The organism is Klebsiella sp. 10-1 (assembly GCF_009758445.1).
Classification (GTDB): Bacteria; Pseudomonadota; Gammaproteobacteria; order Enterobacterales; family Enterobacteriaceae; genus Klebsiella; species Klebsiella scottii.
Genome location: NZ_WQRE01000001.1, coordinates 1,490,888 through 1,510,298, shown reverse-complemented (window position 1 = coordinate 1,510,298; position 19,411 = coordinate 1,490,888). Strand labels below are relative to the sequence as shown.

The window sequence follows — 19,411 nt, the reverse complement described above, 5'->3', positions numbered from 1 at the left end:
CAAACTGTGATGCGGATAACCTGCCCCTGCCCTTTGCCCGGCGCAGGACATAACCCTGGGTTATGAAACAGACCCTTTAATTTCACTTTAAATTAACAAAGCATTTACACACACTGTTTCTGGCGAAATTAAAACAAGATGCCCTGTACCGAATAAAACGGAGTACGTACCCTATGAACGATAAATGGTCCCCGCGCGAGGTGCTTCATCGCGACTATAACAGCCATCCTCCCGCTTACGCCCCAGGCTACAAAACCAGCGTCCTGCGCTCGCCGCGCAATGCGCTGATCTCCCTGCAGAACTCGCTTTCTGAAATTACCGGCCCGGTGTTCAGCCACGATGACCTCGGGCCGCTGGATAACGACCTTATCCTTAACTATGCCAAAGAAGGCCTGCCGATCGGCGAGCGTATTATCGTGCACGGCTACGTTCGCGACGGCTTTGGCCGCCCGATGAAGAACACCCTGGTGGAGGTCTGGCAGGCCAACGCCGGCGGCCGCTACCGGCATAAAAAAGATCAGTATCTGGCGCCCATTGACCCCAACTTTGGCGGCTGCGGCCGGGTACTGACCGACGAAAACGGCTACTACTGTTTTCGCACCATCAAGCCGGGGCCCTATCCGTGGCGCAATCAGGTCAGCGACTGGCGCCCGGCGCATATTCACTTTTCCCTCTCCGGGGATGCGTGGGCGCAGCGCCTGATCACCCAGATGTATTTCGAGGGCGACCCGCTGATTAAGCAGTGCCCGATCGTCAAAACCATCAATAACGACGATGCCGTTCGCACCTTGATTGCCGAACTGGATACCCATGCCGCCGTGCCGCTGGACTGTCTGGCGTACCGCTTCGATCTGGTGCTGCGCGGCCATCGCGCGACGCTGTTTGAAAACCGCACTCAGGGGGCCGCCCGATGAAAGACTATTTACCAGAAACCGCCTCGCAAACCGCCGGCCCCTATGTTCATATCGGGCTTGCGCCAGAGGCCGCGGGCTTCCACATTTTCGAAAATAACTTTGGCCCGCAGCTCGCCACTGCGGATACCGAGGGCGAGCGTATTACCATTGAGGGCCGGGTTATTGACGGTTCCGGCACTCCGGTGCGCGACGTGCTGCTGGAGATCTGGCAGGCCAACGCCGCCGGGCGCTACGCGCATCCCGACGACCGGCAGACCGGCAAAAAGCGCGATCCGGCGTTTCGCGGCTGGGGCCGCAGCTGCTCCGACTTCGCCTCCGGCGTCTGGCGCTTTGAAACCATTAAGCCGGGCGCGGTTGTCGGCCGCGACGGGCGGGTGATGGCGCCGCACGTCAACTTATGGGTGGTGGCGCGTGGGATCAATATCGGCCTGAATACGCGGATGTACTTTGCCGACGAGCAGGAGGCCAACCAAACCGATCCGGTGCTCAACCTGATCGAGTGGGAGGTGCGCCGCCAGACGCTAATCGCCCGGCGCGAAGCGCGCGGCGGCGAAATCGTCTATCGTTTCGATATTCATCTGCAGGGCGAGAACGAAACCGTCTTTTTCGATCTTTGAGGTCATTTTTCCCCCGTTTGCCCCGGCACAGCCCGGGGCATCGTCTTTTTAGCGTCGGCTAAAAGAATTTGTAATATAACAAGAGTAAATGTTAATAATATTTTGCCATTGGGTTATCAAATTTAAACAATATCGCTTGTCACTCATACCGCTCTGTTTTTAGTATCAATTATGGAAAAAAACGTTCTCTTTAGTCAGCGCATTCGCTTGCGCCATCTACACACCTTCGTGGCCGTCGCTCAACAGGGAACGCTGGGGCGTGCGGCTGAAACACTTAATCTTAGCCAACCCGCTTTATCAAAAACGCTGAACGAGCTGGAGCAGCTGACCGGAACGCGGCTTTTTGAGCGCGGGCGGCTTGGCGCACAGCTGACGCTGGTCGGAGAGCAGTTTCTCACCCACGCGGTAAAGGTCCTCGACGCGCTTAATACCGCGGGCCAGGCGCTCAACCGCAAAGAGGGAATGAATCCCGACGTGGTGCGCATCGGCGCGCTGCCTACCGCCGCCCTCGGCATTCTGCCGACGGTCATCGGCCAGTTTCACCAGCAGCAGAAAGATATCACCCTGCAGGTCGCCACTATGAATAACACCATGCTGCTGGCGGGGCTTAAATCGGGGGAGATTGATATCGGCATCGGGCGCATGTCCGACCCGGAGCTGATGAGCGGTCTGAACTATGAGCTGCTGTTTCTGGAATCCCTGAAGCTGGTGGTTCGCCCCGGGCACCCGCTGCTGCAGGAGACGGTGACGCTCAGCCGGGTGATGGACTGGCCGGTCGTCGTTTCGCCTAAAGGGACGATCCCCCGCCAGAATGCCGAAACGCTGCTGCAAAGCCAGGGATGTAAAATTCCCGCTGGCTGTATAGAGACGCTCTCGGCGTCGCTGTCGCGCCAGCTGACCGTCGATTATGACTATATCTGGTTCGTCCCCTCCGGGGCGGTGAAGGACGACCTGCGGCGCGGCCTGCTTAGCGCGCTGCCGGTACCAACTCAGGGCGCCGGTGAACCGATCGGTATTCTGACCCGGGTCGATGCCACCCTCACCTCCGGCGCGCAGATCCTGCTCAGCGCGATTCGAAAATCGATGCCGGCCTGAGCCTGGTCCCGGACAGATCGCCGCCTGTCCGGGCAAATCGGTTATTCCTCCCCACCAGACATCGCCCTGTCCTCTCTACGTTTCCCCCCGGCAGGCCAGCGGCGACCGACCGCAGATAGCGCCGTTTGCTTAGCAGCATAATCAATAAGTGCGAAATTATTTATTAACAATTGCGCAAACTTCGGTAACAGATTTATTATTGCCACGATTTCACCATATGGTTCATATGAAATCAAAATCAGCGATCAACCCTCTTTCATGAAGCCATTTATCGCTTCACTCAAAAGATAAACATTAAATTTTTGATTCATTTGGTTCACCCCTGAGAACGGGTGGTTAAGGAGACAACATGACAACGGGTCACGCGCCACGAGGATTCCCCCGGATCCTGAAGTGGCTTCTCGCCGGGCTGATGCTGATAATCGGCCTGGCCATCGGTATTCCTGGCATAAAGCTCGCCACGCTCGGCGGCAGCCTCTATTTCAGCCTGATGGGGCTGGCGATGGTTATCGCCTCCGTACTCATCTTCCGCAACCGCCGCAGCGGCATCCTACTGTACGCGCTGGCGTTTGTCGCGTCCATTGTTTGGGCCATCAGCGATGCCGGATGGACCTTCTGGCCGCTGTTCTCGCGCCTGTTTGTCTTCGGCGCGCTGGCGCTCCTTTCGGCCCTCGTCTGGCCGTTCTTCTCGGTTAACGCGACGAAAAAAGGCCCGGCCTTTGGCCTCGCGGCGGCGCTGGCGGTCGTGCTGGCCGTCAGCTTCGGCTGGATGTTCAAGGCGCAGCCGCTGGTGAGCGCCACCGAAGAGGTACCGGTTAAGCCGGTTGCCGCCGGCGAACAGCAGAAAAACTGGGAGCACTGGGGCAATACTACCCACGGCGATCGCTTCGCCGCGCTGGATCAGATTAACAAGCACAATGTTAATCAGCTGCAGGTGGCGTGGGTCGCCCATACCGGGGATATTCCGCAGAGCAACGGCTCCGGCGCCGAAGATCAGAATACCCCCCTGCAAATCGGCGATACGCTGTATGTCTGCACCCCTTACAGCAAGGTGCTGGCGCTGGACGTTGATAGCGGCAAGGAAAAATGGCGCTACGACTCAAAGGCCACCGCGCCAAACTGGCAGCGCTGCCGCGGGCTCGGCTATTACGCGGACGGCGAGGCTCAGCCCGCTCCGGCGGCTGACGTTCAGCCCGCCGCCTGCTCCCGTCGTCTGTTCCTGCCGACAACCGACGCGCGCCTGATCGCCATCGACGCCGATAGCGGCAAACCGTGTGAAGAATTTGGTGAACACGGTGTCGTCGACCTGAGCGTTGGAATGGGTGAGATCAAAGCGGGCTACTACCAGCAGACCTCGACGCCTCTGGTGGCCGGGAACGTGGTGGTGGTCGGCGGCCGCGTGGCGGATAACTTCTCCACCGGCGAGCCTCCGGGCGTGGTACGCGCCTATGATGTCCACAGCGGTAAGCTGGCGTGGGCGTGGGATCCGGGTAATCCAAACCTGACCGGTCTGCCGCCGGAAGGTCAAACCTACACGCGCGGTACGCCTAACGTCTGGTCAGCGATGTCCTATGATGCGAAGCTGAACCTGATCTACCTGCCGACCGGCAACGCCACGCCGGACTTCTTTGGCGGCGAGCGGACCGCGCTTGACGATAAGTACAGCTCGTCAATCGTTGCCGTCGATGCCACCACCGGCCAGGTGCGCTGGCACTATCAGACGACCCATCACGACCTGTGGGACTTTGACCTGCCGTCGCAGCCGCTGCTGTACGACCTGCCGGATGGTAAAGGCGCTACCACCCCGGTACTGGTACAGACCAGCAAGCAGGGCATGATCTTTATGCTCAACCGCGAAACCGGTGAGCCGGTTGCCAAAGTGGAGGAGCGCCCGGTTCCGCAGGGCAACGTCGAAGGCGAGCGCTACTCGCCGACCCAGCCCTACTCCGTCGGCATGCCGATGATCGGTAACGAAACGCTGAAAGAGTCGGATATGTGGGGCGCCACGCCGGTCGATCTGCTGATCTGCCGTATCGCCTTTAAATCCATGCGCCATCAGGGCATTTTCACCCCGCCGGGCGAAGACCGTTCATTGCAGTATCCGGGTTCGCTGGGCGGCATGAACTGGGGCAGCGTGTCGGTCGACCCGAATAACGGTCTGATGTTCGTCAACGATATGCGTCTCGGCCTGGCAAACTATATGGTGCCGCGCGCCAAAGTCGCCAAAAATGCCAGCGGGATTGAGATGGGTATCGTGCCGATGGAAGGCACGCCGTTTGGCGCAATGCGCGAACGCTTCCTGTCGCCGCTGGGCATTCCATGCCAGAAGCCGCCGTTCGGTACGATGTCGGCAGTGGATCTGAAAAGCGGGAAGCTGGTGTGGCAGGTGCCGGTCGGTACCGTTGAGGATACCGGCCCGCTGGGGATTCGGATGCATATGCCAATTCCAATCGGCATGCCGACGCTCGGCGCATCGCTGTCTACTCAGTCCGGCCTGCTGTTCTTCGCCGGCACCCAGGACTTCTACCTGCGGGCGTTTGATACCGCCAGCGGTAAGGAAATCTGGAAATCTCGTCTGCCGGTCGGCAGCCAGTCCGGTCCGATGACCTACGTTTCGCCGAAAACCGGCAAGCAGTACATCATCATCAACGCCGGAGGCGCACGTCAGTCTCCGGATCGCGGCGACTATATCATCGCCTACGCGCTGCCTGACCAGCAGTAAGCACGGAGTCTTGTCACACTCATACCTGCCGGTGAAGCCACCGGCAGGTATTTTTTTGCCTCAGCGAAGCGCCTCTGACGATCGGCGTCGGCACTCGCAGGCACGTTGTGCCTGCTGCCGGTGATTACTGGTCGCCGAAATGAATAACGGTACGGATTGATTTACCTTCGTGCATCAGGTCAAACGCTTCGTTGATCTGATCCAGCGGCAGGCGGTGGGTGATAAACGGATCGAGGCGAATTTTCCCCGCCATCGCGTCTTCAACCATGCCCGGCAGCTGGGTGCGCCCTTTGACGCCGCCGAATGCGGAACCGCGCCATACGCGGCCGGTTACCAGCTGGAACGGCCGGGTTTTAATCTCCTGGCCCGCACCGGCAACGCCGATAATCACGCTCTCGCCCCAGCCTTTATGACAGCACTCCAGCGCCGAACGCATGACGTTGACGTTGCCGATACACTCAAAGCTGAAGTCCACGCCGCCGTCGGTGAGCTCAACAATGACGTCCTGCACCGGCTTTTCGTAATCACGCGGATTGACAAAGTCGGTCGCGCCCATCTCTTTGGCGAGCGTGAATTTTTCCGGATTGGTATCGACCGCCAGAATGCGCCCGGCTTTCGCCTGTACCGCGCCCTGAATAACCGCCAGACCGATTCCGCCGAGGCCGAATACCGCTACCGTATCGCCCTCTTTCACCTTCGCGGTGTTGTGAACCGCACCGATCCCGGTCGTCACGCCGCAGCCCAGCAGGCAGACTTTCTCCAGCGGAGCCTGGGGGTTAACTTTCGCCAGCGAAATCTCCGCGCAAACGGTGTATTCGCTGAAGGTGCTGGTGCCCATATAGTGATAAATCGGCTCGCCGTTGTAGGAGAAACGGGTGGTGCCATCCGGCATCAGGCCTTTGCCCTGGGTGGCGCGAACCGCCTGGCAGAGGTTGGTTTTGCCGGATTTACAGAATTTGCACTCGCCGCACTCGGCGGTGTACAGCGGAATAACGTGATCGCCCGGCTGCAGGCTGGTCACGCCTTCGCCGACTTCAACAACAATGCCGCCGCCTTCATGCCCCAGCACCGCCGGGAACACGCCTTCCGGATCGTCCCCGGAGAGGGTAAAGGCATCGGTATGGCAGACGCCGGTGTGGGTGATCTTGACCAGCACTTCGCCTTTTTTCGGCGGCGCGACGTCAATCTCAACGATTTTCAGCGGCTGGCCCGGGCCAAACGCGACTGCTGCACGTGATTTCATAAGGGTCTCTTCCTTCGTCATGATTTATTTTAAGTAGGATCGTAGCAGATGGCCGACTTCCGCCATTCGTATCGCTCTTTGGTCGGGGGTGGTTTCGCCGCTTACCAGCTCATCCTGGAGATGAATTTCCACCATCTCCCCCATCAAACCGTTGGTTGCGCCGCGAATTGAGGCGATCTGCTGCAGAATTGTCATACAGGACTCGCCGGACTCCAGCGCGCGCTCAAGCGCCTCGACCTGCCCGCGAATACGGCGCACGCGGCTCAGGGCGCGTTTTTTATCTTCAGGTGAATGTGGCACGGTGACGCCCTCCATATCATATAGGGGGGTATACTATATTTAATTAAGCAGTATGGCAAATTGAAACGCCGCTTTAACCGTAGCACAGCGGCGCAGTTTTGGGCTCAGCTCAGCTCCAGCATCATATCCACACAGCGTAAATCGGCATTGGCCAGCTTTGATGGCAGCCATTTTTCACCGAGCGCCACAAAGCCGTGGCGCAGATAGAAACCGGCGGCGTTGGGCGTGGCTTCCAGCGTGATTCGCGTCAGCCCCCGGCGACGCGCTTCAGCGATTATCGTCGTCACGATAAGCCCGGCGTAACCTTTACCGAAGCACTCCGGGCGGGTAAAAATCGCCTCGACGCTGCCGGCGCGAAGGTCGAGATAGCCGGTCGCTGCCGCGCGCCCGTTCGCCTCTTCGATCACATAAAAGGGGTTGTCGCGCACCGCATGGCGATAGCCTTCCGGCATCAGATCCGGCGTCCAGGCCTGCAGAACCTCGGCGTCATAGCTTTCACGACAGCCGTGGCGTATCGCCTGATTGCGGATTTCCCATAGTGCTGGCGCTTCATCCGGCGCGGCAAGTCTGACTCTCATCTTTATCCCCTCTTCCCGTTGGTGCGATCAGATGTATCACAGTCCGCGGTAAAAGAAATAAAAAACCCCGCACAGGGCGGGGTCTGAACGTAGAAAGCTAATCACAGCTAGCGCTTGCGCGGCATCATGCGCAGCAGCGTATTGTCTTTCCACAAATAGTGATGCATCAGCGCGGCCAGCGCATGCAGGCCAACGACAAAGTAGCCGGTATTCGCCAGCAGGCTGTGTACGCCCTTCAGCGTATCCACCAGCTCAAAATTACTTTGCGCCGCAAAGGGCATCGTCAGGCCAAACGCATACCACGGGTTGCCGCGGTTATACATCATGACCATGCCGACGATCGGTAAGGCGATAAACAGCAGATAGATAACCAGATGCCCCAGGTGCGCGAAACCGGTCATCATCGGCGATGGCTTCGGCACAATCGGCGGCACGGGAGATTTCAGGCGCACCAGCAGTCGTACCACCATCAGTACGCAGATGGAAATACCGCAGGATACATGAATCATGTTAATCAGCGGCCGGTCGCTGCGAGGGAAAAAGCCCCGCAGCTCCATAGCGGCATAGGCGCCAACCACTAATAAAAATACCAGCCAGTGGATGCCTATCTGCAGGCCGGAGTATTTATCGCGCATGGGAAAACCCTTAACAAAAGTGTGATGCCGACAACATAACGGCCTTTTATTAAAAATTCATTAACTTTTACGTACTTATAAGAAACAATCGCGAGGAATCATGCATTTAGTGGCAATACAAGAAGTTAAGCTGTAAGGCTGAAGGAGATTGTTGGTCGTTTGCGGCGTTTTTAACGCCCTCAAAAGCGCCCCTAAGATACTTTTCGCCCCCCAATCCCCCCTAAAATACGACCTATTTTCGCCATCAAACTCACGAGTTTCGGGAAGATTTTTATGTTTGAACACATGTAAGTATCCAGAGCATAATCAGATTAAGACCATCTGGACCGTGGACCTGGTTATTTCTCGTTAACGGCTACCTGGGCCGGGCATTCTTCTGTACGAGTAAAATCTCACTCAGTTCCCGTTACGGTAACGGTAGATTTCCGCAAAAGATGATTAAGCATACCGTCACCCCAAATCAGGGCGACTGTAATTTCATAGATACATTCACTTAACTATTCTTGTGATAAAATGAAAGAATTTTATCGCCCAACTTCTTACTGTCCAAAGGCATTTTGAAGCCATTTTCAGTATTAAGCTTCCCCGCAATATAACTATCAATCAGCAAATCAGAGTTGAAATATATGCGCAAGTGATTCCCGATATTTTCTTCTATTATGCCATTTAACGCCAGAGAACAATTTCGACTATTTTTTAAACGCACGCTCAGCGAGTAATATTCTTTTGAATCAAACATATAATTATTCATCACCAAAGATGAAATACACTCTTCTTTTAAGGTGAATGTCTTATTATTTGATTCGTAATTGAGCCCTTTTTCTGCACAGAATGCAAATTTCGCAAAAACAAGACAGAACATGCTAAGTGTTACTTTCCCAAACATGGCCATATTTACTCTCCTTAGAATTATCTCCTGAGTTAAGACTCTCGTAAGACAGATGGCCCCTAAAACTTAGCATAATGGGGACTGCCAGGGGAGCAGAAAGCGCTTTCACTGTCATTCTGGGGAATTATGAGTAGAGATCCAGTTCAATTTTACGCTCGCGGGCGGCCGGACTGCCGCGCACGCTGCGCGGTCTTTCTCTCGGATGCTGATTTAGCCAGTCAAAGCCCGTTCAATACACGCTCTCCCCATGAGAATGTTAAAAATTTAAAGGTAACCCAAAAACCCCTTCTCCCCTCCTGGCACATCTGATTACCAAACATTCTCGTAGGCACGCATTGATATGGATTGTCGCGGTACACACCGGTTTGCGGCATGGGGTGCTTCGGCTTGAGAAGATATCAACCTTCAGACAGGAGAGATTAACATCAGCAAAAATAAGACCAATGATGTTGATCATCTACTCACGGCCGCAGATATCCATCCGCGTGCGCAGCTACGCGAGGGAAACTTTGCCGTTCGCCTGCTTCACGCCATTGCCAACGAAAATAACTTAATCTGTATATGGTAGTGCGGTTAGCGCCACATTAGCCGCCGCCAGCAATCGCGATTCGGCAACACCATCGCGAGCCTGAACCGACAGGCCGTGCAAAAAGGCGGCGAAATAATCGCCAAGGCTGTCAGCATCGGTAGTGGCAGGCAGCTCGCCGCTATGCACCGCCTGACGCAGCCGGTCGATAATCTGCTGCGTGCGCTGGAGACGATGCTGAGCCAGCCAGGTTTTGATGTCGTCATTTTCCACGCTGACGCTGGCAGCGGAGGCAACCACCATACATCCTTGCGGCAGGTCCGGTTGGCAGTAGAGGCGCACAGCATCCATCAGCAGCGTTTTGATTGCCTCCCGCACGTTGCCCTCGGCGGCAAAGGCGCGATCCGCGAAGCCCCCTTCCTGATTTTCGTAGTCAGCGATCGCTTCCCGGAAAAGCTGTTCTTTTGAACCGAATGCCTTGTAAATACGCGCGGAAGCGATGCCCAGTTCCGCCACCAAATCCGACATTGACGTCCCTTCATAGCCCTGTCGCCAGAATAGATTACGCGCTTTCAAAAGCGCCAGTTCACGATCGAATTCGCGCGGTCTGCCTGCCATTACGTTGCTCCAGTTGGTCCGATATTTAGCGATCAAGGATCGCTTAAATCGTTGAGATTACCAACGCATTTATAATTTTGCTTGCGGTAATCCGTTTTTACTCCTATTGTTTGTCAATCGACAAACAATAGGAGTTTACGATGAAAACCCTCAAAGGTCCAGGCCTCCATCTCGCTCAGTTTAGCGACGAGGTCGCCCCGTTCAACAGCCTGGCTGCGATTACCCAATGGGCCGCAGAAACCGGTTTTAAGGCATTGCAAATCCCGGCATGGGATCGGCGTCTCTTCGACGTGGCAACCGCGGCGGAAAGCCAGACCTACTGCGACGATCTTACCGGTATGCTGGCGGAACACGGTTTGGTAGTCAGCGAACTAACCAGCCATATCTTCGGCCAGCTAATGGCGGTACATCCGGCCTACGACAGCTTATGTGACAGCTTTGCGCCGTCCGAGGTACACGGCAATCCGCAAGCCCGCGGCGAGTGGGCACGGCAACAGCTGCTGATGGCCGTCAAAGCCTCCGCGCGCCTTGGCCTCAGCGAACTGGGCACCTTTTCCGGCTCGCTGGCCTGGCCTTATCTGTTTCCGTTCCCGCAGCGTCCGGCCGGGCTAATCGAAACCGCCTTCGACGAGCTTGCCAGGCGCTGGCTGCCGGTACTCAACGCCTGCGATGAGCAGGGTATTAATCTGTGCTATGAAATCCATCCGAGCGAAGATCTACACGATGGCGTGACGTTCGAAATGTTCCACCAGCGGGTGGGCGAACATCCCCGCTGCCGGGTACTTTTTGACCCGAGTCATATGGTGCTACAGCAGCTCAACTACCTGGAATTTATTGATATTTATAAGGACGTCATCAATATGTTCCACGTTAAAGACGCCGAATTTAATCCCACCGGCCGTCAGGGGATCTACGGCGGCTATCAATCATGGATCGATCGCGCGGGCCGCTTCCGCTCATTGGGTGACGGTCAGGTTGATTTCAAAGCCATTTTCGCGAAGCTTGCGCAATACGATTACGCCGGCTGGGCAACGCTGGAGTGGGAGTGCTGCCTGAAGAATCCGCTGGACGGTGCCCGGGAGGGGGCAGAGTTCATCAGCAACCACATTATTCATATCACCGATAAGGTGTTCGACGACTTCGCCGGCGCGCCGGTAAATCCTCATCAAATCAAAAAATTACTCGGCATACGCTAGGCCAGAATATTTCAAGGAATCCCTCATGGAACAACAATACGGCGAGATCCTCTACGCGGATCTTGAGGTGCAACACGTCTATCCTAAGGTCAACGGGCAGCGCATCCACTGCGCCGTGGCGGGAAAAGGGCAGCCGGTACTGCTGATACCCGGCTGGCCCCAGACCTGGTATACCTGGCGCTACGTCATCCGCGCGCTTGCCGACGCCGGTTTTCAGGCGATCGCCGTTGACCCTCCCGGCATCGGCGATTCCGATAAGCCCCATGGCGGCTACGATACCGGAAGCGTTGGCGCCGTGCTGCACGCAGTCATGGCGCAGCTGGGGCATACGCGCTACAGCCTGGTGGGCCACGATATTGGCATGTGGATTGGCTACGCCATAGCGAGCGATTTTCCGCAGGCGATTGAGCGACTTGTGCTGACAGAAGCGGTGATCCCGGGGCTGGCCCCTGCCCCGTCGATTTTTGTCGCGCCGGAAGAGAATATTTTCCTTTGGCACTTCATGTTCAATCAGCTGGCCGATTTACCGGAAACCCTGACCTACGGCCGTGAATCACAATATCTCAGCTATATTTTCAACCGCTGGTCTCATCGCCGCGATCGGGTAGCCGCAGAGGTTTATATCGCCGCCTATTCTGCTCCGGGCGGGCTGCGCGCGGGCTTCGATTACTATCGCGCGATCCCGGAGACCATTCGGCAGAACCAGCTCCGCAAGCAAGTGCCTTTAACAATGCCGGTGCTTACGGTGGGAGCAGAATATGCAACGGCTGATGCGCCGCTGGCAACGCTGCACGGCAATGCTCACGATCTGCGCGGCGAGACGGTGGCCGGGTGTGGTCATTTTATTACCGAAGAGTGTCATGAGGATTTTATCGGGCTGATCGTCCCCTTTCTTTCAGAGGAGACTCACTATGCCGCTTGATCCGCATATTGCCGGCTTCCTCGCCGCTTCATCGCAAAGGAGCGCATTGCCGCCAGCGTCGCTGGGCGAGATGCGCGCGGCCGCTGAAGCCGATTTGCTTCAGCTACAGGGAGAGATGGAAATCAACGATGGCTTCAAAGATTATGTCGCCATCGTTGATGATGGCTACGGTATTGCCCTTCGCGCCTATACGCCCGTTGGCTTAAATACTGAAACCGCGCAGCCAGCGATGCTGTTTGCTCACGGCGGCGGTTGGTGTCTGGGATCGCTGGCGCTGTACGATCGGCCTTGTCAGGCATTGGCCAATGCCACCGGGCGGATAATAGTGTCAGTGGATTACCGGCTGGCGCCAGAGCACCCATTTCCGCGACCGTTAGAGGATGTTTATCAGGCGCTATGCTGGGTTTACGCACAGGCGCAGCGTTTGGGCATCGATAGCAACCGCCTGGCGGTGGGCGGCGATAGCGCCGGCGGGAATCTCGCGGCGGCAACCGCGCTACTGGCGCGGGATCGCGGCGGTCCTCGCATTGAGCATCAGCTGCTGCTGTATCCGGCGTTAAGTCGCGATATGGCAACCGGGAGCTATCGCGAGTTTGCTGAGGGCTATTATTTAACGCGTGATGCGATGGCATTTTGCTGGCACAGCTATCTGGGAGAACGCCGTCATCCTCATGCCGAACCGCTGCACGCGACTTCACTGTGCGGTTTGCCGCCGGCAACCATCCTGAGCTGCGAATACGATCCGCTGCGCGATGAGGCCGAACGGTATGCGCTTCGGCTGCAGGAAGCTGGCGTAGCGGTACGCTGCGAGCGACTGCCGGGCATGGTGCACGCCTGCATTCATATGTCAGGATTGACTCCCGCGACGCGTCGGCTGTTCGAGCTGGCGAGCAGTTAAGGAAATATCAGCTCGCCCGTAGGCGCGTCCCCGTCGCCTGGTGTCACCGATCGCCCTGTGGTCCAGTTCAGCCGGGCGCTTAGTGGTGAAAAAAGTCAGGGACGTGCCGTTTGCCCTAAGCATCCGCTCGCAATATGTAAAAGCGACATTTGCTATGGGAGTGATGGGCTAAGTTCAGATGTTCATTGCATGCCAGAAGCGAACATCAAGGTCATTTCGACACGTTAAATACCGGGGAGTCGGTTAACCTGCTTTCAAGAATGTTGATGATCAAATCGAGTGGGAAGATGATTTCATCGGTATGTCTGAGCTCTTCTATTGTCCACCAGTAGTGATCGCGAATGACTTTTTTTTCGTTGCTACTCCACCTTGAGTGGTCGATATCTGATGTATTTGTATTAATAATGAAGAAACGCTCATCAGCAACAACCGTCTCCCCATCAGCTAGCATCATGGTGAAGGATCTGGATGCGATCTGCGGTCCTGCAGCTGTTCTTATCAGACCCGTTTCTTCAAGTAATTCGCGTAAAGCAGCCTGCTCGAAGGATTCATTGTGTTCAAGCCCTCCACCCGGCGTTGCCCAATATGTCCTGCCGCTCAAAGCGTCATCTGTATGGCAGAAGCAAAAGAGCAAGACGTGATTTTCAGGCGAAAGAACTATTAATCGAGATGATGGGCGAGTGCGCACAAATCCCCCTTACATAAAGTGTTAACCATTTAGTCAGCCGTCAGCGTGAAGTTCATTAACCGCATTTCTGGTTAAGGACCCAGTGCGAAACAGCAGTGAGTGCTGCGGGTGAATACGCATATTGCCCCAACAACAGAAACAGGCCTTGTTTCCACAGCGGCAGCTGTGAGGGAAGCTGGTAATCAAACCATCTACTGCGCAGGAGCCCGTGAGTCGCACCGGCAACCAGTTGGATGCACCGGGGAGTGCTCTCTGGTAACTTCCTGGCCCAGACCTCGACTGTTTCATTCGGGTCCACATTTCGATCGTTCTCTCCCATCATGATTAACGCGGGAGTATGCATCCCGGAGATCTCTTTGGTTGCATCCGCGCGGGAATTTCTGCGCTCGAAGTCCTGCCGGGTACAGCGAGACAGGCAAGGATGTGCAGCAGCTTCCTCCGTAAACTGTCTGTCAAAGGTCTCTTCTTCAAGTTTTTTAGTCTGGTCAATTTCAACGGCCGAACGCCCGGCAAATTTGAGCCGTTGCTCCAGATAGTATACGCCCTGATTTCGCCAGTTTATCGCCGCACCGACCAGCACGGCAAAATCGGGGAGAGCCAGCTGGCTAGCCTGCGGCACGACCCATCCGGCCTGCGAAAATCCGAGAAATCCCGCACGACTGTCTTTCAACTCAGGCTGTTGTTTCATTTTTTGTAATGCCATTGCCGCTTCTTCTGCGCGATCCGCCATTGTCTGCGCCAGCCAGTTCCCGGTGCTTGTTCCTACGCCGGGTTTATCCCATGAAAAAACGGCTATTCCCTGGGCCACCAGGAACTTAACAAGCGGAATATACCCGTCTGCGGACCAGCGATCCTGGGCACCGTCGCCGTGAACGATAAGCACCACCGGTGGATTAACTTTACCAGGAGGAAGAATTAACGTCCCGTGTAAAATATCCTGATGGTGCTGAAATGATATTTCTCTCTGTTTTCCATAACCAGAAAGATCAAAATCTGACAGGCGAATAACGAAGAAAGCACAAAAAATGACGATCGCGGCAAAGAAGAAGATAAGGTATTTCATCTGATGTCTTTTTATTCAGCCGAGCATATTAAAAGAATAATTTATTACGATAGAAACCGGCATATGAAAACTATCATCAATGTTATATTGCCTCCACTCATTTCATTACCAGACGATGCCAATATGGACATTACCTTAATACGGCACGGGAAGCCTGACGGCGTAAAGAACCGGGGTTTGTTGTGGCTTAAAGCCAGCGAAATGCCTGCCTGGATAGCGGATTATAACGCTGCCACGGTAGCTGAAATGCCCTCTCCGAAGACAAAATCCGCCTGCGAGGCCGGCGATTATTTTGTCTGCAGCCCCCTGCCGCGCGCGCTTTCGTCTCTATCTGCGCTGGGGGTGAACCCGGATGCCATACTCCGCGACCTCAGCGAAGCGCCGCTGCCCGTTATCAACGTAGCGCTAATAAAATTCCCCGCGGGTATCTGGCTGATGCTGTTCCGCCTGCTCTGGTTTTTTGATCTTGCGGCGGGATCTGAATCAAAAGCTGAAGTCCGGGCGCGAGCAGCAAAAATGGCGCGGGAGCTGATCGACACGGCGGCGCAGCACGGGCACGTTGTCAGCATGGGCCACGGCCTCTTAAACAACTTTATTGCGCTGGAATTAACGCGTCTGGGCTGGATAAAAATTGCGGGTACCGGCTCAGGCTACTGGAGCCGGGTAACGTATCGTTCCCCACGGTAAGTCTCTAAGGGCGTCGTCGATTCGGTATCGCTGATATGGCATGGACAAAATCGATCGACGCCCAGTAGCACGGCGCGCCATAATCCCGGCCGCCGCCCGCTAGCCGGAACTTGCGATCAAGCGATAGAGCAGCAGAAGCTGCTTATGTTCTGCGCTAAAAAGCTGATAAAATGCAGAAAATTTTTAAAATACGTGAAAACTTATGCCAAGGAAAAAACTGCATCTGCGCACTCTCATGCTGATGTTGTCCGTCGGAGGGATCCTGCTGACATCAATGCTGCTGCTCAGCGCCCTGACGCTTTTCCAGAAGGGCAACATTGAGGATCGGTTACTCGAGAACAACCTCGCCTACGCCCGTAAACTGGCGGATACCACCGACCGCTACCTGGTGACGGCGCAGCGGGAGCTGGCCTACAGCGCCGGGCAGATAAAAGCCCTTAACGACCGCGGCCAGCTGCAAAATGAAGCTGACCGGCTGCGCCTGCAGTCCGGCTTTTTCAACTCGGTGGTAATTGTTAATTCCAACGCCGTTATTGCTGCCGCCTCTCCGGAGAGCCTGAAGCTGGTGGGGATAAAGCTGCACTCTGGCGCCAGCCGGCAGGCCATAGCCTCAAAAAAGCTCTTTATCTCTGAACCTTTTATATCGGCGGCGGGTAATTACGTCGTGTTTGTCTCGCAGCCATTATTTAGCCCCGGCGGCGACTATCTCGGTTATATCGGCGGCAGCATCTATCTGCAAAAAGAGAGCATGCTCAGCGATATTCTAAGCATGCATTTTTACGAAAATACAACGGACGTCAGCGTCATTAATAATGAAGGTAAAATAATCTTTAATCGCGATCCGACACGAGTGGGCGGCGGATTTAAATCTGCTCCCGGCCTGCAGGAACAGATTATCAAAACGCAAAACGGGCACTTTTTTGGCGATGGTAAAAGCGGCGGCAACCTGGTTGGCTACGCCAGCCTGAAGCAGGCCGACTGGAAGGTTATCATCTCGGGGGCATCGGAAAGCGTATCCCGTATATTAATGCAGACGGTAGTGAACGCGTTCTGGTTCACGCTCGCGATCATCATCCTCACGGTGACGACCGTAACGATTTTTGCTGCCATCATTTCGGCTCCGCTGGAGAAACTCGCAGAATTCACGCGCGCGGAAAACAATGAGTCCACGCTCAAAAAGCTGGCCAATATTAACGTCTGGTACAAGGAAGCGGAACGTCTTAAAGAGGCTTTCAGCCTGCATCTGCAAATAATGGCCAGGCGGGTAAACGCCCTCAGCGATGAAACGATGACGGACCCGCTGACCGGACTCTATAACCGCAAAGGTTTCAGCACCCTGCTGAAACAATCCCTCCATTCCGCCGAGCGCTGCATCATCGCGATTGATATAGACCATTTTAAAAAGATTAACGATCTGCACGGGCATGACGGCGGCGATGCGGTGCTGGTCACATTCAGTGAGAAGCTGCGCAACCTCTGCGCCGACGGGCAGGTTGCCTGTCGGTTTGGCGGTGAGGAGTTTGTGGTGTTCCTGCCGGATACCGGCCTGACAGCGGCGGCGGCGGCGGCTGAACGCATCCGGGTGGGGATCGAAAATGCCGATTTCCCCCACGCCGGGAAAGTGACCATTTCCCTCGGCGTTGCCGGGTTCAGCGATAACGAAAACGATGTTTACACCGTCCTTCGCAAAGCTGATTTGGCGCTCTATGAAGCCAAACGTTCCGGTCGTAACACCGTGGTTATCGACGACGCCGGGGGATTTTCCCGCATCTGAACTGGCGAAAGTTACTGCGCCACGCAGGTTCCATAATGCTGAGAGGCGAAAATGCCTCCCGGCATAACCGTATTGCGGCTATGCACCGAATCACCGCTCCTCGTCATTGTAGTAACGGTGACGTTACCGACCTCTGACGTTTCAATAAAAGACATGCCGTCTACGCCGTTTGGCACGATGGCTACCTCGGTCGAACCGGCGTTTCCGGCCATATAGGCCTTGCTTGTTCCGCTATCGATGATAAACGTCAACACCATCGGGTTTTTAGCGACATGATTGCCGCTTTGGTCACTATAGGTCGGGTAGGAGCACTTAACCGACGTTGTTTTCGCCGTCACCGCAAACGAGGCGCTACCCAGCGTCAATACAGCCAGAAAACAGCTACCCGATAGATTCATTGCTAACACCTTTTATCCATAAATTCGCCCGCGGCAGAAAGATCGTACCGCGCTAATCTGCCGTCCGGCCGCGCCATTTTTTATGCGCTAAGGAGATTTTTTCTGTAGTAACCGCATCGACAACGCCCGCTTCAAATCTGCGCGCGTTGGCTAATGATAAATCCTGTGCCGCCCTTTTCTCCAGCTCTCTTAATGATTGTTCGTTCAGCGCCCCGCTCTTCAGCAGACGAAGCTTTATTGCCAGCTGCCGCTTTGCTTCCGCTCTGGTGCGGGGCGGTATCTTCAGCGCCTCAATCTCTGCCTGAAGAGTTAACCGCGCGGGGGGCGTTTTTCCTGCCGCGATCAGCCGGCCGATCCTGCGTTTTTTTGACATCATTTAACTCCTAAACCGCCGGGGTGGACGATTGGGCAAGGCGTTCCTGAGCGCCATAAAAGAAAGCCGTTTTTATAACAGCGGAAACAGAACGCGTCCCGTTTTATCGGCCCGACTTCCTGCCGCCAGATGATGAACGAATGCATTAATTTTTCTGTAGCGTTTTTTCAAAAGCTTAGCCACGAGGCCGATTTTGCTGGTTGCCCAGGCCGGCCGACTGGAGTATGCCTGTATGAGTTTTACCCTCTAACCGACTCACCAGGAGATTTTCCATGAGCAAGCTTGGAATTAATGGATTTGGTCGTATCGGACGTCTGGTATTACGCCGTTTGTTGGAAGTTAACAGCCCGCTGGAAGTGGTGGCAATTAACGATCTCACCTCGCCTAAAGTGCTGGCCTATCTGTTAAAACATGACTCTAACTACGGTCCCTTCCCGTGGAGCGTAGACTACACCGACGACGCGCTGATCGTTAACGGTAAGACCATCACCGTCTACGCCGAGAAAGAGGCCCGGCACATTCCGTGGAAAAGCACAGGCGCGGAGCTTATCGTGGAGTGCACCGGTTTCTATACCTCGACGGAGAAAGCCCAGGCTCACCTGAGCGCCGGGGCGAAAAAGGTTCTGATCTCCGCCCCCGCCGGGGAGATGAAAACCATCGTCTACAACGTCAATGACGACACCCTCACCGCAGACGACACCATTATCTCCGTCGCCTCCTGCACCACCAACTGCCTGGCGCCGATGGCCAAAGTGCTCCACGATGCGTTCGGGATCAGGCTCGGCACGATGACCACCATTCACGCCTACACCGGCACCCAGTCGCTGGTCGACGGCCCGCGCGGCAAAGATCTACGCGCCTCGCGCGCGGCGGCGGAAAACATCATCCCGCACACTACCGGGGCGGCGAAGGCGATTGGTCTGGTCATTCCTGAGCTCAGCGGCAGGCTGAAAGGCCACGCCCAGCGCGTGCCGACCAAAACCGGATCGGTCACCGAACTGGTCTCGATTCTTGAGAAAAAGGTGACCGCCGAAGAGGTCAATCAGGCGATGAAGAACGCGGCGGCGAATAATGAATCCTTCGGCTATACCGAAGAGGAGATCGTCTCTTCCGACGTGATTGGCAGCCACTTTGGCTCGATTTACGACGCCACCCAGCTTGAAATCGCCGAGGCAGGCGACGTTCAGCTGGTCAAAACCGTGGCGTGGTACGACAACGAATACGGCTTCGTCACCCAGCTCATCCGCGTGCTGGATAAGTTTGCTAAATAGGTTG

Annotated in this window: 20 protein-coding genes; 10 read left to right on the top strand and 10 right to left on the bottom strand. The window is 55.6% G+C overall.

Translation table 11 applies throughout. The features are described from left to right. Window positions 1-173 precede the first annotated feature (173 nt). The 4 genes from pcaH (at window position 174) to GO007_RS07175 (ending at window position 5,348) form a co-directional block, all read left to right on the top strand. Window positions 174-914: a protocatechuate 3,4-dioxygenase subunit beta gene (pcaH, locus tag GO007_RS07190; protein ID WP_095097410.1), complete on the top strand. Its 741-nt coding sequence runs from the start codon at window positions 174-176 to the stop codon at window positions 912-914. Next, a complete protein-coding gene (pcaG, locus tag GO007_RS07185) occupies window positions 911-1,531 on the top strand; it encodes a protocatechuate 3,4-dioxygenase subunit alpha (RefSeq protein WP_095097407.1) in 621 nt (206 codons plus the stop codon). Before pcaH ends, pcaG begins: the two co-directional genes overlap by 4 nt. Window positions 1,532-1,702: 171 nt before the next feature. Further along, the gene (locus tag GO007_RS07180; protein WP_095097404.1) at window positions 1,703-2,626 is read left to right on the top strand and encodes a LysR substrate-binding domain-containing protein; all 924 of its coding nucleotides are present in this window, start codon (window positions 1,703-1,705) and stop codon (window positions 2,624-2,626) included. A 349-nt stretch (window positions 2,627-2,975) separates the two neighbouring features. Continuing rightward, window positions 2,976-5,348, top strand: coding sequence for a membrane-bound PQQ-dependent dehydrogenase, glucose/quinate/shikimate family (locus GO007_RS07175; RefSeq protein ID WP_095097401.1), 2,373 nt, complete (start codon window positions 2,976-2,978; stop codon window positions 5,346-5,348). 124 nt (window positions 5,349-5,472) lie between these two features. On the opposite strand, the gene GO007_RS07170 is transcribed toward GO007_RS07175, so the two are convergent. The 6 genes from GO007_RS07170 to GO007_RS07145 form a co-directional block, all read right to left on the bottom strand. After that, window positions 5,473-6,591 (bottom strand): S-(hydroxymethyl)glutathione dehydrogenase/class III alcohol dehydrogenase, encoded by a 1,119-nt coding sequence (locus GO007_RS07170; protein ID WP_095097398.1) that lies wholly within the window; start codon window positions 6,589-6,591, stop codon window positions 5,473-5,475. Window positions 6,592-6,615: 24 nt separating this feature from the next. Beyond that, window positions 6,616-6,891: a metal/formaldehyde-sensitive transcriptional repressor gene (locus tag GO007_RS07165; protein WP_041147608.1), complete on the bottom strand. Its 276-nt coding sequence runs from the start codon at window positions 6,889-6,891 to the stop codon at window positions 6,616-6,618. Between the two features lie 104 nt (window positions 6,892-6,995). Beyond that, window positions 6,996-7,469 (bottom strand): GNAT family N-acetyltransferase, encoded by a 474-nt coding sequence (locus tag GO007_RS07160; protein WP_095097395.1) that lies wholly within the window; start codon window positions 7,467-7,469, stop codon window positions 6,996-6,998. Window positions 7,470-7,576: 107 nt separating this feature from the next. Beyond that, window positions 7,577-8,104 (bottom strand): cytochrome b561, encoded by a 528-nt coding sequence (gene cybB / locus GO007_RS07155; protein ID WP_095097392.1) that lies wholly within the window; start codon window positions 8,102-8,104, stop codon window positions 7,577-7,579. A 493-nt stretch (window positions 8,105-8,597) separates the two neighbouring features. Further along, the gene (locus GO007_RS07150) at window positions 8,598-8,996 is read right to left on the bottom strand and encodes a hypothetical protein (protein WP_095097389.1); all 399 of its coding nucleotides are present in this window, start codon (window positions 8,994-8,996) and stop codon (window positions 8,598-8,600) included. Between the two features lie 547 nt (window positions 8,997-9,543). Further along, the gene (locus GO007_RS07145) at window positions 9,544-10,137 is read right to left on the bottom strand and encodes a TetR/AcrR family transcriptional regulator (RefSeq protein WP_095097386.1); all 594 of its coding nucleotides are present in this window, start codon (window positions 10,135-10,137) and stop codon (window positions 9,544-9,546) included. 140 nt (window positions 10,138-10,277) lie between these two features. On the opposite strand from GO007_RS07145, the gene GO007_RS07140 reads away from it, so the two are divergent. The 3 genes from GO007_RS07140 to GO007_RS07130 are packed head-to-tail and all read left to right on the top strand — an operon-like array spanning window position 10,278 to window position 13,153. After that, window positions 10,278-11,333 (top strand): sugar phosphate isomerase/epimerase family protein, encoded by a 1,056-nt coding sequence (locus GO007_RS07140; RefSeq protein WP_095097383.1) that lies wholly within the window; start codon window positions 10,278-10,280, stop codon window positions 11,331-11,333. A 25-nt stretch (window positions 11,334-11,358) separates the two neighbouring features. After that, the gene (locus tag GO007_RS07135; protein WP_095097380.1) at window positions 11,359-12,255 is read left to right on the top strand and encodes an alpha/beta fold hydrolase; all 897 of its coding nucleotides are present in this window, start codon (window positions 11,359-11,361) and stop codon (window positions 12,253-12,255) included. Further along, window positions 12,245-13,153: an alpha/beta hydrolase gene (locus GO007_RS07130; RefSeq protein ID WP_095097377.1), complete on the top strand. Its 909-nt coding sequence runs from the start codon at window positions 12,245-12,247 to the stop codon at window positions 13,151-13,153. Before GO007_RS07135 ends, GO007_RS07130 begins: the two co-directional genes overlap by 11 nt. Before the next feature lie 211 nt (window positions 13,154-13,364). Here GO007_RS07130 and GO007_RS07125 read toward each other — a convergent pair whose 3' ends face one another. Together GO007_RS07125 and GO007_RS07120 are read right to left on the bottom strand one after the other, a co-directional pair. Continuing rightward, window positions 13,365-13,841, bottom strand: a complete 477-nt coding sequence (locus GO007_RS07125) for an NUDIX hydrolase (RefSeq protein ID WP_095097374.1) — start codon at window positions 13,839-13,841, stop codon at window positions 13,365-13,367. Between the two features lie 55 nt (window positions 13,842-13,896). Then, window positions 13,897-14,904 carry an alpha/beta hydrolase family protein gene (locus GO007_RS07120; protein WP_095097371.1) on the bottom strand — a complete coding sequence of 336 codons (1,008 nt, stop codon included), beginning with the start codon at window positions 14,902-14,904 and terminating at the stop codon, window positions 13,897-13,899. A gap of 3 nt (window positions 14,905-14,907) precedes the next feature. Between GO007_RS07120 and GO007_RS07115 the strand changes: the two genes are divergently transcribed. Beyond that, complete coding sequence (locus tag GO007_RS07115; RefSeq protein WP_143350145.1) at window positions 14,908-15,591, top strand: phosphoglycerate mutase family protein; 684 nt, start codon at window positions 14,908-14,910, stop codon at window positions 15,589-15,591. A gap of 202 nt (window positions 15,592-15,793) precedes the next feature. Continuing rightward, window positions 15,794-17,365, top strand: coding sequence for a sensor domain-containing diguanylate cyclase (locus tag GO007_RS07110; RefSeq protein WP_095097365.1), 1,572 nt, complete (start codon window positions 15,794-15,796; stop codon window positions 17,363-17,365). Window positions 17,366-17,376: 11 nt separating this feature from the next. Here GO007_RS07110 and GO007_RS07105 read toward each other — a convergent pair whose 3' ends face one another. Together GO007_RS07105 and GO007_RS07100 are read right to left on the bottom strand one after the other, a co-directional pair. Further along, complete coding sequence (locus GO007_RS07105) at window positions 17,377-17,763, bottom strand: hypothetical protein (protein WP_095097362.1); 387 nt, start codon at window positions 17,761-17,763, stop codon at window positions 17,377-17,379. Between the two features lie 52 nt (window positions 17,764-17,815). After that, window positions 17,816-18,139 carry a hypothetical protein gene (locus tag GO007_RS07100; protein WP_223261759.1) on the bottom strand — a complete coding sequence of 108 codons (324 nt, stop codon included), beginning with the start codon at window positions 18,137-18,139 and terminating at the stop codon, window positions 17,816-17,818. 269 nt (window positions 18,140-18,408) lie between these two features. Between GO007_RS07100 and gap the strand changes: the two genes are divergently transcribed. Next, entirely contained in the window at window positions 18,409-19,407 is a 999-nt protein-coding gene (gene gap / locus GO007_RS07095; protein WP_095097356.1) for a type I glyceraldehyde-3-phosphate dehydrogenase, read from the top strand. The last annotated feature ends 4 nt before the right edge of the window (window positions 19,408-19,411 follow it).

Bases quoted from the DNA above. Each gene is read 5' to 3' on its own strand.
- GO007_RS07150 (WP_095097389.1), bottom strand. From the start codon at position 8,996: ATGGCCATGTTTGGGAAAGTAACACTTAGCATGTTCTGTCTTGTTTTT.
- GO007_RS07105 (WP_095097362.1), bottom strand. From the start codon at position 17,763: ATGAATCTATCGGGTAGCTGTTTTCTGGCTGTATTGACGCTGGGTAGC.
- GO007_RS07180 (WP_095097404.1), top strand. From the start codon at position 1,703: ATGGAAAAAAACGTTCTCTTTAGTCAGCGCATTCGCTTGCGCCATCTA.
- GO007_RS07130 (WP_095097377.1), top strand. From the start codon at position 12,245: ATGCCGCTTGATCCGCATATTGCCGGCTTCCTCGCCGCTTCATCGCAA.
- GO007_RS07120 (WP_095097371.1), bottom strand. From the start codon at position 14,904: ATGAAATACCTTATCTTCTTCTTTGCCGCGATCGTCATTTTTTGTGCT.
- GO007_RS07135 (WP_095097380.1), top strand. From the start codon at position 11,359: ATGGAACAACAATACGGCGAGATCCTCTACGCGGATCTTGAGGTGCAA.
- cybB (WP_095097392.1), bottom strand. From the start codon at position 8,104: ATGCGCGATAAATACTCCGGCCTGCAGATAGGCATCCACTGGCTGGTA.
- GO007_RS07170 (WP_095097398.1), bottom strand. From the start codon at position 6,591: ATGAAATCACGTGCAGCAGTCGCGTTTGGCCCGGGCCAGCCGCTGAAA.
- GO007_RS07110 (WP_095097365.1), top strand. From the start codon at position 15,794: ATGCCAAGGAAAAAACTGCATCTGCGCACTCTCATGCTGATGTTGTCC.
- GO007_RS07160 (WP_095097395.1), bottom strand. From the start codon at position 7,469: ATGAGAGTCAGACTTGCCGCGCCGGATGAAGCGCCAGCACTATGGGAA.
- pcaH (WP_095097410.1), top strand. From the start codon at position 174: ATGAACGATAAATGGTCCCCGCGCGAGGTGCTTCATCGCGACTATAAC.
- GO007_RS07115 (WP_143350145.1), top strand. From the start codon at position 14,908: ATGTCTTTTTATTCAGCCGAGCATATTAAAAGAATAATTTATTACGAT.
- gap (WP_095097356.1), top strand. From the start codon at position 18,409: ATGAGCAAGCTTGGAATTAATGGATTTGGTCGTATCGGACGTCTGGTA.
- GO007_RS07100 (WP_223261759.1), bottom strand. From the start codon at position 18,139: ATGATGTCAAAAAAACGCAGGATCGGCCGGCTGATCGCGGCAGGAAAA.
- GO007_RS07140 (WP_095097383.1), top strand. From the start codon at position 10,278: ATGAAAACCCTCAAAGGTCCAGGCCTCCATCTCGCTCAGTTTAGCGAC.
- GO007_RS07175 (WP_095097401.1), top strand. From the start codon at position 2,976: ATGACAACGGGTCACGCGCCACGAGGATTCCCCCGGATCCTGAAGTGG.
- GO007_RS07145 (WP_095097386.1), bottom strand. From the start codon at position 10,137: ATGGCAGGCAGACCGCGCGAATTCGATCGTGAACTGGCGCTTTTGAAA.
- pcaG (WP_095097407.1), top strand. From the start codon at position 911: ATGAAAGACTATTTACCAGAAACCGCCTCGCAAACCGCCGGCCCCTAT.